The sequence below is a fragment of the Sporosarcina ureae genome (genome assembly GCF_002082015.1).
Classification (GTDB): domain Bacteria; phylum Bacillota; class Bacilli; order Bacillales_A; family Planococcaceae; genus Sporosarcina; species Sporosarcina ureae_A.
Genome location: NZ_CP015109.1, coordinates 1,606,272 through 1,622,840 on the forward strand (window position 1 = coordinate 1,606,272; position 16,569 = coordinate 1,622,840).

Consider the following 16,569-nt stretch of genomic DNA (forward strand, 5'->3'; position numbering starts at 1 on the left):
TTATATAATTTTACAGAATGAGGTGTTGGAATGAATGAATCTTTATGGCTTGCCACCGCTTATCCGAAGTCTACTTATCCAACAGTAGATGACGATGTAACTTGCGATGTGTTAATCATCGGAGGAGGGCTGAGCGGCATAGCAAATGCTTACTTTTTGTCTAAACAAGGAAAGGACGTTGTGTTGCTAGAGAAAAATAGTTTATTGCATGGAGCAACGGGAAATTCTACAGGTAAATTAACTGCCCAACATGACTTGGTATATGCGGACATGCTTGAACAATTTGGTGTGGAGAGCGCAAAACAATATTTCAATGTAAATGAACAAGCTGTTGACTTCGCGCGATCTATCGCTGAAGCGGATCAGCTGCAAACTGCACACTCCGCGCTATATTCTCAAACAGCCGAAGGTACAGAACGATTACTGGCGGAGAAAAAGGCATATGAATCAATCGGCATTCCATTTACTCTTGCAGGAAACGCATCCTACCTACCTTTTGAAACGGACCATACTTTACTAATTGAAGACGAAGCACAAATTCACCCAGTGCGTTTTGGACAACAATTAGCACAGCTTGCTGTGAAACAAGGTGCGCGTATTTTTGAACATGCACAAGTAGCCGCTCTAGATACCGATCGTCATTTTATTAAACTCTCTTCATCTAAGGTAGTCAATTATCGACAACTTATTATTTGCTCACATTACCCGATCGAAGCTTTAGTTGGCATGCAAATTCTTAAGCTGGACGTCGGACGCTCGTACATTGCTGCAGCAAAAACGGAGACTACTTTTGACCATCAGTATATTTCAGTGGATGAGCCCAAACGCTCGATACGGACAGCGACAATCGATGACCAGTCTTACTTGTTGCTATGCGCTCAATCTCACCCTGCCGGTTCAGAAAAAGAAACACAACTACATTACGACAGCTTAACAGAGGATATGAAGACAACATTGGGGCATCCTGATGTGATATACAAATGGTCGGCGCAGGATCCGTCAACACCTGACTTAGTACCTTATGCAGGAGCTATCTCAAACTCTATGCCCGATGTCTACATTAGTACAGGCTATCGAAAATGGGGGCTATCTAATTCCTTAGCTTGTGCAGAAATCATTTCGGATGCGATTGTGGGGCGATCAAATGCTGCAAGCGAATTATTTTCTCCTAGCAGAACAGATTTCGGCTCTTTGTCTAGCCGCGCTTTATTATTGGCGGGCCGTACCGTCAAGGAGTTTGCTGGTGGACATATCGCTCGGACTGATTCCCCGATCTGCACTCATATGGGTTGCCGTACACGTTGGAATAAAGGAGATCAAACATGGGACTGTCCATGTCACGGGTCACGTTTTCGTGCGGACGGAACCGTGTTAGAAGGTCCAGCCACACAGCCACTTGATTTAGGTTAAAAAAACTGTCATAGAATATCGGGCTACCGATTCCATGACAGTCTGGTGATTATGAAAGTGCTTCAGTCAATACAGGCACAATTTGCTTCTTACGCGAAACGATACCTTTTAACAATGCCGCATTATTAGTGAACGCTACATTAAATGCAGATCCTGCACGTTCAGCTTCTTTTCCTAATGCAATGATGACGGAATCGCTATTGATGATATCCGTTACAACGAATAGGAATAAGTCTAGCTCTTTTTGCTTGATTACTTCATTTAATTCCGCTTCCAGTTCATCTTGTCGACCAAGAATATCTTGTAAGTCTACTGCATTGACTTGTGCAATTTCCATTTTCACATCGCCGAAAATAAATTCTTTCGAATCCAGATTAGCTAAATCCTTTACAGGTACCGAACTTAAGTCTGCTCCAGCTTTCAACATGTTCAAACCGTAGACAGCAGCATCGACTTCTGCAATTGCAGCTAGCTCTTCAGCTGCTGCCTGGTCTTGATCTGTAAACGTTGGCGATTTGAATAATAATGAATCCGATACGATTGCAGATAGCATTAAACCTGCAATGTTCTTTGGAATTTCAACGCCATGCTCCTTGAATAATTTGTTCAAAATCGTTGCCGTACATCCAACTGGCTCCGCACGGTAATACAATGGATCGTTTGTTTGGAAGTTCGCGATACGGTGGTGATCAATCACTTCCAACACTTGTACATCCTCCAAGTCATCTACACTTTGTTGTCTCTCATTATGATCGACTAGGATGACTTGAGATGTTTCAGGTGCTGCTTTTTCAATGAAGCGTGGTGCTTCAAAACCGAAAGTTTCTAGCGCATATGCTGTTTCTTTTGTAATATTCCCTAGACGAACAGCTTCTGCGTCCATTCCGATTTGTTGCTTAAGATAAGCATACGTAATTGCAGATGCGATGGAATCTGTATCTGGGTTTTTATGCCCGATGACTAACACTTTTGACATGATTTAATTCCTCCTATTTCACTATGTTTACTAACTATATTCTACCACACTATTCAGGATTGACTAGTGGGAAATAGTAAAGACTGTATTTCTTCCTTATTGTGAAGAAAATCTGCAATCGTGTAACGGTCTAATACAGCGAAGTAAGCTTGAAGTGCTTCGTATAATACCCCTCTTAGCCGGCAGGCTTGAGACAACACGCACATATTTTTGCTTGGATCAAAACATTCGACTAGATGGAAATCGTCTTCTGTTTTTCGAACTAGTTCGCCTACATTAATGCTATTTGGATCTACACTGAGACGGATTCCGCCACCACGACCGCGAGTGGTTTCGATCAATTCCAGTTTTCCTAACTCATGGACTATTTTGGTGAGGTGATTTTTTGAAATTTGATAAGCATCCGAAATTTCTTGAACAGTGGACAGTTCATCCGATTGCTTGGAAGCTAAAAAAATCAGAACACGCAGCGAATAATCTGTATACATCGTTAAACGCATAATATCACCACTTTCTACTCTTACTTCATTATAGCATTTTCAATTGAAAAATCATTCATTGACACTGAGTGTCACGTGTAAAAGCCTGGCTACTTTTTGAATAGAATGTGACAACATTCACATTTTATTTTTAAACATGTATATAATATATAGCTTTTAAATTTCAAATGATTTATGATAGAGATATCAAATACGGAGAGGTTGTGCATGATCCATGTTAGATCAAAAAACTATTGACGTTATCAAATCCACAGTACCAGTATTAGAGGAACACGGAACAGCTATTACTACAGTATTTTACAAAAATATGTTTGTAGCTCATCCCGAACTACTAGATATATTCAACCACGTTAATCAATCTCAAGGACGTCAGCAGACAGCTCTTGCAAACACAGTATACGCAGCAGCGCAACATATTGATAACCTAGAAGCCATTCTACCGGTTGTTGTACAAATCGCACACAAACACGTGTCTCTCGGAATCTTGCCGGAACATTATCCAATTGTCGGAGAGTATCTGTTAAAAGCTATTAAAGAAGTACTTGGCGATGCAGCGACTCCTGAGATTATGGATGCATGGGAAGCAGCTTACGGTGTGATTGCTGGCGCGTTCATTGGCGTAGAAAAAGATATGTATGAGAATACAGAACAAGCCGACGGCGGCTGGCGCTTATTCAAAGACTTCGAAATCGTTGACAAAGTAGATGAAAGTGATGTTATTACTTCATTTTACTTAAAACCAGTTGACGGAAAAAAATTACCATACTACTTGCCAGGACAATACATTACAATTCGCTTGGAAATCCCAGGCGCGAAAAACATTGTCAACCGTCAGTACAGCTTGTCTCAAAAGTCAAACGACGAGACTTTCCGTATCTCGGTTAAACGCGAAGATACATTATCACCAAACGGCGTAGTTTCTTGCTATTTACACGAAAGTGCAAGTGTTGGCGACATTATAGAAGTTAGTGCACCAGCAGGTGACTTCTACTTAGATCCTACTGGCACAACACCTGTTACATTAATCAGTGGTGGAGTTGGTATTACACCAATGAAAGCTATGTATTCAACCATTGCAGACTTGTCTCCAGAACGCGAAGTCGCATTCTTGCACTCTGCACGTACACGTAATCAGCAAGCATTTGCGAGTAAACTAGAGCAAATAAATGCAAAACTTCCAAACTCTACGTATAAAGCCCTTTATTCAGAAGAGGGAGACGGAATTATCACACGTGAGTTCCTAGAAAAACACGTGATTGCAGGCAGTGATGTCTATGTATGTGGACCAACTGGTTTCATGGAGTTCGTACTTCAACAACTTACTGCTATGGGCGTACCTGAAGATAAACTCCACTTCGAGTTCTTCGGCCCTGCTGTGGCACTTCAATTACAATCTGTTTAAGCATAAACAACCCCGCGAAATCATTCGCGGGGGTATTTTTATATTCTCTTTGGCATACGAATCGATGCCATAATGAGTGCAGCTACTAAAAACAGACCTAAATAACCGACAACTGGATATAGTGTATTGACCAATTTCGTGAATCCAAAAAAACTTAAAGCATAGCCCACGACTAGTGAAAATGCTACGAATAACTTAAACTTCATTGTTCCACCTGGAATGAATCGAGCACCAAACGCATAGAACATACTGACTGCTGTATTGAAGATCATACCGTATAAAATAACCGCCATGAAAATTGCAAAGATCGGTGAAATATTATTGATAATCGCAAGCATCGGCAGATCTGATCCTGCAACGTTTTCCACCTGTGAAAAAATCGCCAAGTGACTTAACAGTATTAAAATACCTAACATAAGGCCACCTACGAATCCACCTCGTGCTGCAATCTTTTCATCTTTTTCTGCACCGCCCATAACAATTGCCATCGAAGCACCTACCGCAATATTAAATGACACATAGTTAATAGCAGATATGAACCAATTCGGCAATGTCGTAGGCAATGCTTGTGCAACTGGATCAAGAATCGCGAATGTTGTATCCATCGTGACGATACTGTAAACGGATACGGCAACTATTGTAATAATTAAAAACGGTGTTACACTTCCGATTACAGCCACCACTTTATCTACGTTTAATAATATCGTCAAGAACACCAAAACTATCATAAGCAAACTGCCTACAAATGTCGGTAAGCCAAATTGCTGATGTAGGTTGGCACCGGCACCCGCCAGCATTACTACACCCACGCCAAATAGTGTAAAGATAATAATGCCATCTACTATTACACCTAAATAGCGCCCACTGATTTTGTAAATCACGTCTTTGTGTGAAGGTGTTCGCATTCGACTTCCTAGACGTGTTAATGTCATTCCCAAGTAAGCGAACAGTGCTGTACAAATCACTGCGCCAATCATACCTAAATAACCGAAACTCGTAAAATACGTCATGATTTCATTACCGGAAGCAAATCCTGCTCCTACGATAATTCCAATAAACGCACTGCCCATTTTCAATATTCTTTTCATAATTTCCCCTATTCTTCTCTGTAACCAAACAAATTTGAGATGTTCGTTCGTCTATTTTCTATATTTTGAGACGAACGGGTTGTCTTTTTCATAAAAACGCCAAGGATAATACACGGCTTCACCCGTGTTTCCAATCCCTACTCGCGGACCAGCCTCTATTTCAGCCTGAGGTAAGCCTTCTGCTATAAAGAGAGGCCTTTGAGTCCAATGGTGGCCGTAGTATGACATCGTCACACCAAGAGCTTTGGAAAGCTTTCCGGGACCATTTGTAAGATCGGTCTCTTTTTTAATGTGTATGCCACGACGTTGTTGCATATGATTTATTCCTTCTATTGGTTCACCTGCCCGCAGTAATACAGCGTGCGGTGTTCCCTCTTGTGCACAGACAACATTCATCAGTGTGTGCGTGTGCATTTGATATGTATAGACGGAACCCGGTTCACCGAACATAATTTCAGTACGCTTTGTTCTGCGATTACCATAACTATGCGCAGCACGGTCTTCTGCTCCATGATACGCTTCGGTTTCCACAATTCTGACCACCGATAGACCTTCGGGTTGTTCATGGACAATATATTGACCGACCAAATTACGGGCAAGCTCTAGTACAGGTACATTGAAGAAAGACGAATCAATCGGTTCATACATACAATCTTCTCCTTTCAGTTCTCATGCCAATCCTTGACCTTCTGCAAACTCGCGATAGAGATTATGTGATTTCAATAGTTCGGTGTGACTTCCTCTACCGGTAATTTGACCATTTTCTAAAAATAGTAATTGATCTGCATGCAGTACAGTTGCCAATCGGTGTGCAATAATAAGCGTAGTTCTACCTTGCATCAAATGGCGTAACGCTTCTTGGACATGCGTTTCCGAACCGCTATCTAAATTCGACGTCGCTTCATCCAACAATAAAATTTCAGGGTTATGCAATAATGCACGTGCGATGGCAATACGTTGGCGCTGGCCACCTGACAACTTCATACCACGCTCCCCTACCATCGTATCAAATTGATCCGGCATATCTTTGATGAAAGTATACGCATTGGCGGCTTTCGCAGCTTCTATTACTTGTTCAAGAGGTGGTCTCTTTTCAAGACCGTACGCAATGTTATCTAAGATGGTTCCACTCAATAACGGGCTTTCCTGCGATACGTAGCCTATACGCCTGCGCCATTCCGATAACGGAATCATTTGAATTGGATCTGCCCCAAGCCATATTTCACCAGAAGTCGGTTGATAAAATCTCTCCATCAATGAAAAGATCGTCGTCTTTCCTCCACCGCTTGGTCCAACGAATGCCGTTACAGTTCCTCGCTCCGCAGTGAACGATATTCCATTCACTACATCTTTTCCCTCTTCATATGAAAAGTGAACAGTTGAAAATGCAATGGCGCCTTCCGTTTTCGGCATACGTTCACCGTCTGCTGGCTCTGAGTTCATTCGCAGAATCCCTTGAATTCTCTCTGTCGCTCCTACTGCTTTTTGGAATGAAGTGAAAAATTGAGCCATCTGCGCAAATGGTACGATGATCTGAAATAGCAAGAAAATAATTGCAACTAGTGTTCCTGCTGACAACGCGCCTTTTGCAACTTGCGCTCCTCCATAACCAAGAATTACTACTAGGATACCCATCATCGTCAACATCATGATAGGTGAAATAACAGCCTGTATTTTTGCTTCTTTTAGTCCATATCGAAATAGAGATTGAATAGCGATTTTGCCTTTTTCACCTTCTGCAGATTCTGCGCGATATGCTTTCACTAATCGGATATCTCCAAGTACTCGGCCGAGATGTCCTGAAAATTTCGCCATTTCGGCCTGTGTCGCTTTCGCTACTTTGTGCATTAAACGTCCAAGCGGATACAAGATCGCCATGCTAACAGGTACACTGATCAACATGATAATCGTCATTTTCCAATCAAGCACTAATAAAATAATAATTGCTCCAATAATTGAGATCATGCCTGAGATGAACGATACTAAATGCTCTGAAACAAGTGATTTTAATACAGTCGTGTCTTGTGTAATCCGACTCATCGTTTCACCCGTTTCATTTCGATCAAAATACGGTACAGGTAAACGCAATACCTTTTGCCATAATTGATTGCGTAGATCCGCCACTACCGTCTCGCCAATATAGGCCAGCATATAGTAGGAAAAACCGCCAGCAATTGCTTGTACTACGAATAAAACGAGCAGAAAAACACCCGTTTTCCAGTTCAATAATTCACTCGTGAACGAGTCTACTAAATCTTTGGTGATTAGTGGCACAGCTAGTCCCGCAGCGGTTTCAACGAGAGATAGTACTAGTGCAAAGATTGTCACGGCAACTGGCCAATGCAATGTCTTGACCAGACTCATAAAATTTTTTACAGATCCTTTAGATTTTACTTGATCATTCATGGTGTTTCCTCTTTTCTATCTCATTCAAACGGGTGTTGCATTTGCCGTTGAAGATATTCACCAATGCGTTGCCAATCGGCTTCCAAATCGGGCCTTAGAGAAGGTCGATAAAACACGGACGCTGGATGGAATGTCGGAATTATAGTGTACGATTCATCCGTTAAACTATATTGTTTATCTTCTAATGTCGCTAAATATTGCACAGGTTGCGTCAGTATTTGCCCATGAAGCGCCGTGACTTTCGCATGTTTGCCTAGCAATCGCTGCAATCCGATATTGCCTAGTGTGACGATGAGCTTCGGTTGAAGATTGGCTACTTCAAAATCGAGAACGAGCGCATGAGCCAATTGTTCTTTTTGTGTGGGTGGACGATTATACTTACGCTCCGTCAAACTACCATCCCGTTCTTTCTTTGTCCCCCATTTATACGGTCTACTGCGGAACGAACTCGTCATATAGACATCTTCACGTGTTAACCCGATCGATGCAAGGGATTTCATTAATTCGTCACCTGCACGGCCAATGAACGGAATACCATGTATCGCTTCATGTTCTCCTGGCGCTTCTCCAACCAGTAAGAGTGTCGGTGATTTCGGACCTTCTCCGTGAACAAAGCCTTCTACTGGAAATCCTTCGCTACGTTCTAAAGCAACACGTGCAATTTCATCTGGTACACGAAACATTGTATTCACTCCTTTCTGCAATTATAAAGGTTTCGCTGTTGAATAAAAAATATTTACCATCAAAAAAGCCGCTTCCATTTATGTAAAATGGAAACGACTTACATTATACTACGCTAACTCCGTTTGTTTTGTTTCTGTTCCGAGGAAAATAACAGCTAGTACCCCTACCATGATCGCCCCGCAGAAAATACCAAAGACTACTCCGAAACCGTATCCTGCCGTTAATAATGAACCAACGAGAAGTGGTCCGAAAATTCCTCCCACTCGCCCAACTGCAGCGGCAACCCCGGAGCCTGTCGCTCGAATCGCGGTAGGATACTGTTCCGGTGAATAAGCGTAGAGTGCTCCCCATGCTCCTAAGTTAAAGAAGGATAGAAATGCACCGGCTACCATCAAAGTTGTCAATGTATCCGCATTGCCGAATGCTAGAGCGCTGAGTGCCGTTCCGATTAAATAGGTAGCGAGGACAAATTTACGTCCTATGCGCTCAATTAGCCATGCGGCACTAAAATAGCCTGGTAACTGCGCTAGTGTCATCAATAGTACATAGCCAAAACTTTTAATAAGACTGAAGCCTTTGATCACCATAACGCTCGGTAACCAAAGGAACATGCCGTAGTAAGAGAAGACCACAGCAAACCAAACGATCCACAACATAATTGTTCGTTTTCTAAATGCCGGAGCCAGTAGTTGCTTAAGCTTCTGTCCTGTCGTTTGTGAAGTTTTTTCTTGTTCTTCAAACTTCTTGGAGTCCGGCAAATTACGACGTAAGTAAATTGCATAAAATGCCGGTAGTGCCGTGATGAGCAAAGCAACTCTCCAGCCGAATTCTGGGATAACGAAATACGCTATTAAAGCCGCTATAAGCCAGCCCGCCGCCCAGAAGCTTTCGAGTAACACCACCACACGCCCCCGCTCTTTTGCGGATACGCTTTCCGAAACTAAAGTAGACGCAACAGGCAACTCTCCCCCTAACCCTGCTCCTACTAATAAACGCAAAGCTAAAAACGCCCATAACGTCGTCGTCAAAGCGGATAGACCACTCGCAACGGAAAATAAGATCAATGTTATCATAAATACTTGCTTACGCCCAATCCGATCAGCCAATAATCCGAATCCGAATGCACCTATCGCCATACCAATAGAGTTAACACTACCAATCCAACCCATCTCAGTCGAAGTTAGATTCCACTCTACAGCTAGTGCTGCAATGACGAATGACAAGATTCCAACATCCATCGCGTCGAACATCCAACCTGTACCTGCTATGCCTAATAATTTATTTCGTGATAGTTCTTTCTTTTTCACAGGGCTTCTACCTTTCTATTGTGCAATCTTTAGGTGTCTTTACAGTTGTCATTATAGCACTTTTTAGTTGTATTTGACTAGTTTTGTTTTTTGGATGTTTGTGGTTTTTTTGGTTACGGTGTTTGCGGGTGGTGTTGAGCGGGGGCATGACGTGATTGAGCGAGTAAGCTATGGATATGAGCGGATAAGCCACGGATATGAGCGATAGCGCGGCCTGATTGAGCGGATAAACAGCGTGATTGAGCGGACACGCGACCCTATTGAGCGGATAAGCCGCGAATTTGAGCGAACAACCGAAGCGATAGAGCAGTTATGCTACAAGTATGAGCGGATTCGCAGCAAGTATGAGCGAACAAGCAACGTGATAGAGCGTTCCTTCAAGTGTATTGAACACAACCCCAAAATTTAAAGCTAAAGAACCATTTTGAAGATGAAAAAATCCCAGAAGACAGAGTCTCCCGGGATTTCATTCGTTCTTATAGTCCAGCTTCTACTTCTTTGATCATTTCTTTGATTGATTGAAGACCGCCACCAGATAGGTACCAGTATTCACCGTTCAAATAGACCATTTTATCGTTCTTGAATGCATTTGTTTTCTTCACAAGATCGTTTTCAACAGAATCTTTCGCTGTTGCACCGTTACCGATTGCTGCGTCACGGTCAATGATGAATAGAATATCTGGATTTGTTTCTAAAATATATTCAAATGTAATATTTTGTCCATGTGTAGAAACTTCGATGTTCTTATCGGCAGGTTCAAAACCGAATACATCATGGACTATGCCGAAACGTGAGCTTGGGCCGTATGCACTTACTTTTCCTTCAGTCGCCAGGATGATCAATGCATTGCTATCGATACCTTCAGTTTTAGTTTTGATATCTTCAATACTTGCATCTACGTCTGCTAGTTCTGAGGAAATTTCATCTTCTTTATCGAAGATTGTAGCAATTTTCCCCATGTTCTCTTTGAATGATTCCATGTAGTTTGCTGTATCAATACCCATGTAGACCGTTGGAGCAATTTCAGATAATTGATCATACAAGTCTGTTTGACGTCCAGAGATGAAGATCACGTCTGGCTTCATCGCATTAATTGCTTCAAAGTCAGGTTCTTTTAGACTACCAAGATTCTCATACTTTTCGTCTTCGTATTGAGAAAGGTAACCCGGTACGTTTGATTGTGGAAGACCTGCTACTTCAATACCTAGCTCATCCAACGTATCCAATGTTCCAAAGTCGAACACTACTACCTTTTCAGGATTCTTTTCAAGTGTTGTTTCACCAAGTTCATGTGTGATTGTCACTTCTTTGCTTTCTTCAGCTGGCTTGTCTTCAGGTGTTGCATTGTCTGCAGGTTTTTCTTCGTCTTGCGCACCGCCGCAAGCAGCAAGCGCAAGCATTAAGATTAACGCGAATAGAGAAAGAGTTAGCTTCTTCATAATTGTATAATTCCTCACTTTGAATAATGTAGTTTAAGAGTTAAAGTACACGCAAATACGGCAATCCTTCATTTGTTGAATCGGAATTTCCATATCATAAATTTCGCGTAATGAATCTGAAGTAATAATCTCGTTTGTTATACCATCCTTGACAACTTTTCCGTTCTTCAACGCAACAATGCGGTCGGAATAGACAGAGGCAAAGTTGATGTCGTGCAAGACGATGACCACCGTTTTGCCAAGATCATCGACAAGCTGACGCAAGATTTTCATGATTTGCACGGAGTGTTTCATGTCTAGGTTATTCAATGGTTCATCGAGCAGAATATAATCGGTGTCTTGTGCAATTGTCATCGCAATGAAAGCTCGCTGACGCTGACCGCCGGATAACTCATCCAAGTATGCTTCTTGCATGTCTATCAGACCCATGTACTCCAACGCTTGATCTACCATCCGCTCATCCTCTTCTCGCAGACGGCCCTTACAGTGCGGGAAACGGCCGAACGAAACAAGTTCACGGATGGTAAGTTTGACATTCATGAAGTTAGATTGTTTTAATATCGCGACGCGCTTAGCAAAATCATTGGACTTCATACTTTTCACTTTACTTTTATCGAGCAATACTTCGCCTGTGTCAGCATCCATTAATCGACTTACCATTGACAGGAGAGTAGATTTACCAGCCCCATTCGGTCCAATGAAAGATGTGATTTTTCCACGGTGAATATTTACACTGACCTTTTCGACGACTGCTTTTTTTCCATAGAACTTCGTTAGCTCACGAACTTGAATCATGAGGATCGACTCTCCTTTAATAGTAAGTAGATAAAGTAAACGCCACCGACAAAGTTAATGATTACACTGAGTGTGGTCGAGAAAGAAAATAGACGTTCAACGACCCACTGTCCGCCAACTAATGCAATGACACTCATCAACGCAGCACCTGCGATTAACACTGAATGCTTGAATGTGTTGAAGAATTGGTAAGACAAGTTGGCTACGATTAGCCCGAAGAATGTGATCGGACCTACAAGTGCTGTGGACACCGCAATCAATACTGCGGATAAAATCAGCATGATCTTGACGACTGACTGGTATGGCACACCCAGATTGATTGCTGTATCGCGTCCCAATGATAAAACATCGAGTTCATTGATATAGCGCCAACCGATAATTAGTGTGATAACCAATATGGACAATGCCCACCAAACGAGGTCCCCATTGATGTTGTTGAAACTCGCAAACATCTTATCTTGCACACGCATGAATTCATTTGGATCAATCATCACTTGCAAGAATGTTGAAATACTACCGAAAAATGTACCGACGATGATACCGACTAGCAATAAGAAATAAATTGGCCGGTTCCCTTTTCCGAATAAAAAGTGATAAAGCAGTAAGGCGAACAATATCATCGCGCCTACCGATAGCATGAAGTTAAACTGCTGGTTGATCAGGACAAATGAAGTGGACCCGAAAAAGAATATGAGAACAGTTTGCAGCAAGATATAGAGTGAATCCAATCCCATGATGCTTGGTGTCAAAATACGGTTATGCGTGATGGTCTGGAAAATGACTGTGGAATATGCCACTGCTACACCAGTTAAAATCATCGCTACCACTTTAACTGCTCTTCTAGGAAGTGCATAATCATAGCTGCCGTTCAAATCTTGAAATAGGTATAATCCGCAAAATACTAATGAAAATGCCAACAAAATCAGTAATTTGGTTGAGTTACGCATAGGCTTTCCCCCTAAACAGCAAGAATAGGAAGATTGCGCTTCCGATGACACCGACCATTAAACTGATCGAAATTTCATACGGAAAAATAATAACCCTGCCTAGAATGTCGCAGATCAGAAGGAAGATTGCACCTAGCAATGCAGTATGCGGCAACGTCTTTTGCAAATGGTCTCCTTTGAAAATCGAGACGATGTTCGGAATGATTAACCCTAGGAAAGGAATCAGTCCGACTGTCAATACGACGGTTGTCGTAATCAAAGCGACTAAGATCAACCCGATATTGACAATACTCTTGTAAGCTAGTCCTAAGTTCTTGGAAAAGTCTTCTCCCATACCTGCCACTGTAAATCGGTTCGCATATAAATATGTAATGATCAACACAGGTATACTAATATACAAAAGTTCATAACGGCCTTTCATGATCATGGAAAAGTCTCCTTGAAGCCATGCAGACATATTCTGGATCACGTTCGCTTTAAATGCAAAAAATGTGGTGATGGAAGATAAGATACTCCCGAACATTAATCCAACGAGCGGTATGAAAATCGCATCTTTGAATTTAATACGATCAAGAATTTGCATAAACAAGAAGGTACCAAGTAAGGCGAATGTAAACGACACCGCCATTTTTTCTAATAGTGTTGCGTTAGTAAAGATCAACATAGACACTAAAATTCCAAGTTTCGTCGCATCCAACGTTCCTGCCGTAGTAGGAGATACAAATTTATTGCGGCTCAGTTGTTGCATAATCAAACCTGCAATACTCATCCCTGCGCCCGCCAGTAATATCGCGACTAATCGAGGAACTCGACTAATTAAGAAGATTTCTGTTGTTTCTGAACGCCAATCCAATAGGTCCGCTGGTGTGATTCGGCTTGCGCCGACAAACAGCGAAAGAAGTGATAATAGTATAACGGCTGTAAGTAAGTAACGTTTCTTCATGAAGAACTCCGATATCGAATATTTGAGCATTTCTCACTTAAATGAAAATGATTATCATTCGCTCAAGAACAACATTAACGCGTTTTGCATCTGATGTCAATAACTAACTGAAAATCGTTATCAATACTTTTTTAAAAATACTCATTACGGGACTTGTATATCTTTATTCGTTCATTCAATTGAAATTTCACGACAAAAACCGTTTTCCGCACGAAACGGAAAACGGTATATTCATTTACTGCTGGTTCATTTTTTATCTAATTCTTGTGCATTGTCCAATATTTCCTTCGGTATCTTAATTTCATCAATCTCATTAATTTTTGTCATGGTCCCCTTAATGTTCTGCGTAACTTTTACTTGCTGACCTTGTTCATCCATTGTCATGATCATATCCATGTCAAAGTTTTTTGTGAAGAAAGTCTTTTTATCAATAGTAAATTGTAGATCGACTTTTTCTACTTTCATATTGGCTTCTTCCAACATGGCTTCATCTGCTCCTGCTGGCATGTTCTTCTCCAGCATCTCTTGCATAAGCTCACTAAACTTTTCACCAGAACCTATCAAAGTTAAAACGTATTCATCGTTGGTCTCTTCAAATGTAAAGTCTTCAGCGTATTCTTCATACATAGTGAAATCAACAGGTGATTCAGTCATCCCTGCCATTTGACCAGTGACTTCCTCATACATTTCGTTCGGCAGTTTGATCCAACCACCTGATTGTGGATCCTTCATGAAGAAGCCTTCTTCTGTCATATACTGTTCTATCGCCATTTCTTCATCGCCAACTTGCATGTTCATTGTTTGGCGCATGGCGAGCGGTTCAATAATCATATCCATATCAATCGTTGAATTAATGTCTTGCTTCTCATCGCCCATTTCTAACGTTTGCATTATTTCCATATCAGAATGCATACTTCGTTGTGTTTCAGACGCCGCATTGGCTTTTTCCATTACTTCACTGGCTGTCAGTTCACTTTTTACGACCACTTCTTCTTTTTCCCCTGTCATTGGATCTTCTTTTGGTTCTGCAGTTTGGCCACAAGCACTTAAGATCAATACTAACATTCCTGCCGTGAGAATGGTTATCCATTTTCTCATATAGTCCATCACTCCTTATATAGTGTTTCCGCTTAATCGTACGATTGATTTAGAAGTTCTTCAGTTCCATCTTTTTATATCAAAATTAAAGGACAAATAATGTAATGCCGAAAATGAATATAGTAATCCTTTTATAAAAATTTTCATCAAGAGGTTTAGATTCTGAGTAATCGGGCAAACTAAAAGCATCCCACCCCCTTTCTCTTCTAATAAAGATAAAAGGATTTGGCTGCATGCATCGCGCATGCAGCCCTTTTTTATGTTCACTTTAAAATAAATTCTTGTAGACGTTCATATTCACTTTCTGGCATCTCTACAGTCATCATTGTACCTTCTTCTTCATAGGCTGTATCTTTAATCGACGCATTTTCATTGAGATGTGCAACGATTTCTCCCCGGTCGTATGGAATCAATAATTTACACGTGACATATTGGCGGAATAAGCTTTGTTGAATCAATGTCAGCAATTCGGGAATTCCTTGATCTTCGCCAGCTGACATCCAAATACTCTGATCTTTTATACGCGGATAAGAGACTTCAGTCAAATCCGATTTATTATATATGTTGATAGTAGGGATGCTTTTCACACCAATATCTCCTAGCGTTTCATTCGTAACGTCCATCATATGACCATGCTCTTCGTCGGAAACGTCCACAACATGCAACAATAAATCGGCATTCTTGGCTTCTTCTAGCGTCGAACGGAATGCTTGGACAAGATGGTGTGGGAGTTTGGAAACGAATCCTACGGTATCCGTTAAAATAAATTCTTTTTTATCATGCAGCTTGATCTTTCTAACTGCGGTTTCGAGCGTTGCAAATAGCATATCTTTTTCACGGACTTCTTTAGATTCATCCACATCCGTATATTGCAACAATCGATTCATCAACGTGGATTTCCCAGCGTTCGTATAACCCACGATCGACACAACGGGTATACCGCTCCTGACACGCTGTTTTCGCTGCGTTTCACGTTGATCACTTACATGCTCTAGTTCACGGCGAAGCTTCGCGATCTGATCTTCAATTTTCCGACGATCGAGCTCAAGCTTCGTCTCACCGGCGCCTTTATTCTGTAAGCCACCTCCCGTACCGCCACCTTGCCTGCTCAGTGAAGCACGTAGTCCAACAAGTCGTGGCAACGTATATTGCAGTTGCGCTAATTCAACTTGCATTTGCGCCTCTCGGTTGCGTGCCCGCCTCGCAAAGATATCCAGTATTAGCATGGTACGGTCAATGATTTTACATTCTAGATCTCTTTCCAGATTTCGTAATTGCGAAGGTGATAATTCATCATTGAAGATGAGTAAATTTGCTTCGGTTTCTTCATACACATCACGAATTTCATCGATCTTCCCTCTTCCAATATAAGTAGATGGATTTTTCCGTTCTAAATTCTGTGTCACTTCACCTAGTACTTCCACATCGATGGCTTCTGCCAAATTCTTCAGTTCTTCCATCGAATATTCGAAATGCAAATCCTTCTGCTCATGTACGCCAACTATTATGGCCTTTTCAATTAACACATCCATGCTAGCATCCCCCCGACATCTTTATATATAGTTTACCCTTCG

15 protein-coding genes are annotated in these 16,569 nt (G+C 41.5%); 2 read left to right on the forward strand and 13 right to left on the reverse strand.

Features of this window, described 5'->3' with window-relative positions; all coding sequences use genetic code 11:
* Positions 1-30: 30 nt before the first annotated feature.
* Positions 31-1,410: an FAD-dependent oxidoreductase gene (locus SporoP17a_RS07950; protein WP_083034179.1), complete on the forward strand. Its 1,380-nt coding sequence runs from the start codon at positions 31-33 to the stop codon at positions 1,408-1,410.
* 49 nt (positions 1,411-1,459) lie between these two features.
* On the opposite strand, the gene SporoP17a_RS07955 is transcribed toward SporoP17a_RS07950, so the two are convergent.
* Both SporoP17a_RS07955 and SporoP17a_RS07960 read right to left on the reverse strand, forming a co-directional pair.
* On the reverse strand, positions 1,460-2,386 hold the full coding sequence (locus tag SporoP17a_RS07955; protein WP_083034180.1) for a manganese-dependent inorganic pyrophosphatase: 927 nt from the start codon (positions 2,384-2,386) through the stop codon (positions 1,460-1,462).
* Positions 2,387-2,439: 53 nt separating this feature from the next.
* Complete coding sequence (locus tag SporoP17a_RS07960; RefSeq protein ID WP_083034181.1) at positions 2,440-2,886, reverse strand: RrF2 family transcriptional regulator; 447 nt, start codon at positions 2,884-2,886, stop codon at positions 2,440-2,442.
* Between the two features lie 214 nt (positions 2,887-3,100).
* Here SporoP17a_RS07960 and hmpA point away from each other — a divergent pair, with 214 nt between their 5' ends.
* Positions 3,101-4,288, forward strand: a complete 1,188-nt coding sequence (hmpA, locus tag SporoP17a_RS07965; protein ID WP_083034182.1) for an NO-inducible flavohemoprotein — start codon at positions 3,101-3,103, stop codon at positions 4,286-4,288.
* Positions 4,289-4,326: 38 nt separating this feature from the next.
* Here the strand turns inward: hmpA and SporoP17a_RS07970 are convergent, their stop codons facing one another.
* From SporoP17a_RS07970 to hflX, 11 genes are all read right to left on the reverse strand, one after another.
* Positions 4,327-5,376, reverse strand: coding sequence for a YkvI family membrane protein (locus SporoP17a_RS07970; protein WP_083034183.1), 1,050 nt, complete (start codon positions 5,374-5,376; stop codon positions 4,327-4,329).
* Positions 5,377-5,427: 51 nt separating this feature from the next.
* Positions 5,428-6,024, reverse strand: coding sequence for a DNA-3-methyladenine glycosylase (locus tag SporoP17a_RS07975; protein WP_083034184.1), 597 nt, complete (start codon positions 6,022-6,024; stop codon positions 5,428-5,430).
* A 21-nt stretch (positions 6,025-6,045) separates the two neighbouring features.
* Positions 6,046-7,782, reverse strand: a complete 1,737-nt coding sequence (locus SporoP17a_RS07980; RefSeq protein ID WP_083034185.1) for an ABC transporter ATP-binding protein — start codon at positions 7,780-7,782, stop codon at positions 6,046-6,048.
* A gap of 20 nt (positions 7,783-7,802) precedes the next feature.
* A complete protein-coding gene (locus SporoP17a_RS07985; protein WP_083034186.1) occupies positions 7,803-8,465 on the reverse strand; it encodes a uracil-DNA glycosylase in 663 nt (220 codons plus the stop codon).
* Positions 8,466-8,573: 108 nt separating this feature from the next.
* On the reverse strand, positions 8,574-9,716 hold the full coding sequence (locus SporoP17a_RS07990) for an MFS transporter (protein ID WP_208859837.1): 1,143 nt from the start codon (positions 9,714-9,716) through the stop codon (positions 8,574-8,576).
* Between the two features lie 533 nt (positions 9,717-10,249).
* Positions 10,250-11,212: a siderophore ABC transporter substrate-binding protein gene (locus tag SporoP17a_RS07995; protein ID WP_083034188.1), complete on the reverse strand. Its 963-nt coding sequence runs from the start codon at positions 11,210-11,212 to the stop codon at positions 10,250-10,252.
* Positions 11,213-11,245: 33 nt separating this feature from the next.
* Positions 11,246-12,007 carry an iron ABC transporter ATP-binding protein gene (locus SporoP17a_RS08000; RefSeq protein ID WP_083034189.1) on the reverse strand — a complete coding sequence of 254 codons (762 nt, stop codon included), beginning with the start codon at positions 12,005-12,007 and terminating at the stop codon, positions 11,246-11,248.
* The gene (locus tag SporoP17a_RS08005; protein WP_083034190.1) at positions 12,004-12,954 is read right to left on the reverse strand and encodes an iron chelate uptake ABC transporter family permease subunit; all 951 of its coding nucleotides are present in this window, start codon (positions 12,952-12,954) and stop codon (positions 12,004-12,006) included. Before SporoP17a_RS08005 ends, SporoP17a_RS08000 begins: the two co-directional genes overlap by 4 nt.
* Positions 12,947-13,897 (reverse strand): ABC transporter permease, encoded by a 951-nt coding sequence (locus tag SporoP17a_RS08010; RefSeq protein ID WP_083034191.1) that lies wholly within the window; start codon positions 13,895-13,897, stop codon positions 12,947-12,949. The genes SporoP17a_RS08005 and SporoP17a_RS08010 overlap by 8 nt, the downstream gene beginning before the upstream one ends.
* A gap of 246 nt (positions 13,898-14,143) precedes the next feature.
* Positions 14,144-14,995, reverse strand: coding sequence for a DUF6612 family protein (locus tag SporoP17a_RS08015; protein WP_083034192.1), 852 nt, complete (start codon positions 14,993-14,995; stop codon positions 14,144-14,146).
* 263 nt (positions 14,996-15,258) lie between these two features.
* A complete protein-coding gene (gene hflX / locus SporoP17a_RS08020) occupies positions 15,259-16,527 on the reverse strand; it encodes a GTPase HflX (RefSeq protein WP_083034193.1) in 1,269 nt (422 codons plus the stop codon).
* Positions 16,528-16,569: the final 42 nt, after the last annotated feature.

Excerpts from the sequence above, each read along its gene's own strand:
- SporoP17a_RS07950 (WP_083034179.1), top strand. The coding sequence starts at position 31 with ATGAATGAATCTTTATGGCTTGCCACCGCTTATCCGAAGTCTACTTAT.
- SporoP17a_RS07955 (WP_083034180.1), bottom strand. The coding sequence starts at position 2,386 with ATGTCAAAAGTGTTAGTCATCGGGCATAAAAACCCAGATACAGATTCC.
- SporoP17a_RS07960 (WP_083034181.1), bottom strand. The coding sequence starts at position 2,886 with ATGCGTTTAACGATGTATACAGATTATTCGCTGCGTGTTCTGATTTTT.
- hmpA (WP_083034182.1), top strand. The coding sequence starts at position 3,101 with ATGTTAGATCAAAAAACTATTGACGTTATCAAATCCACAGTACCAGTA.
- SporoP17a_RS07970 (WP_083034183.1), bottom strand. The coding sequence starts at position 5,376 with ATGAAAAGAATATTGAAAATGGGCAGTGCGTTTATTGGAATTATCGTA.
- SporoP17a_RS07975 (WP_083034184.1), bottom strand. The coding sequence starts at position 6,024 with ATGTATGAACCGATTGATTCGTCTTTCTTCAATGTACCTGTACTAGAG.
- SporoP17a_RS07980 (WP_083034185.1), bottom strand. The coding sequence starts at position 7,782 with ATGAATGATCAAGTAAAATCTAAAGGATCTGTAAAAAATTTTATGAGT.
- SporoP17a_RS07985 (WP_083034186.1), bottom strand. The coding sequence starts at position 8,465 with ATGTTTCGTGTACCAGATGAAATTGCACGTGTTGCTTTAGAACGTAGC.
- SporoP17a_RS07990 (WP_208859837.1), bottom strand. The coding sequence starts at position 9,716 with ATGTTCGACGCGATGGATGTTGGAATCTTGTCATTCGTCATTGCAGCA.
- SporoP17a_RS07995 (WP_083034188.1), bottom strand. The coding sequence starts at position 11,212 with ATGAAGAAGCTAACTCTTTCTCTATTCGCGTTAATCTTAATGCTTGCG.
- SporoP17a_RS08000 (WP_083034189.1), bottom strand. The coding sequence starts at position 12,007 with ATGATTCAAGTTCGTGAGCTAACGAAGTTCTATGGAAAAAAAGCAGTC.
- SporoP17a_RS08005 (WP_083034190.1), bottom strand. The coding sequence starts at position 12,954 with ATGCGTAACTCAACCAAATTACTGATTTTGTTGGCATTTTCATTAGTA.
- SporoP17a_RS08010 (WP_083034191.1), bottom strand. The coding sequence starts at position 13,897 with ATGAAGAAACGTTACTTACTTACAGCCGTTATACTATTATCACTTCTT.
- SporoP17a_RS08015 (WP_083034192.1), bottom strand. The coding sequence starts at position 14,995 with ATGAGAAAATGGATAACCATTCTCACGGCAGGAATGTTAGTATTGATC.
- hflX (WP_083034193.1), bottom strand. The coding sequence starts at position 16,527 with ATGGATGTGTTAATTGAAAAGGCCATAATAGTTGGCGTACATGAGCAG.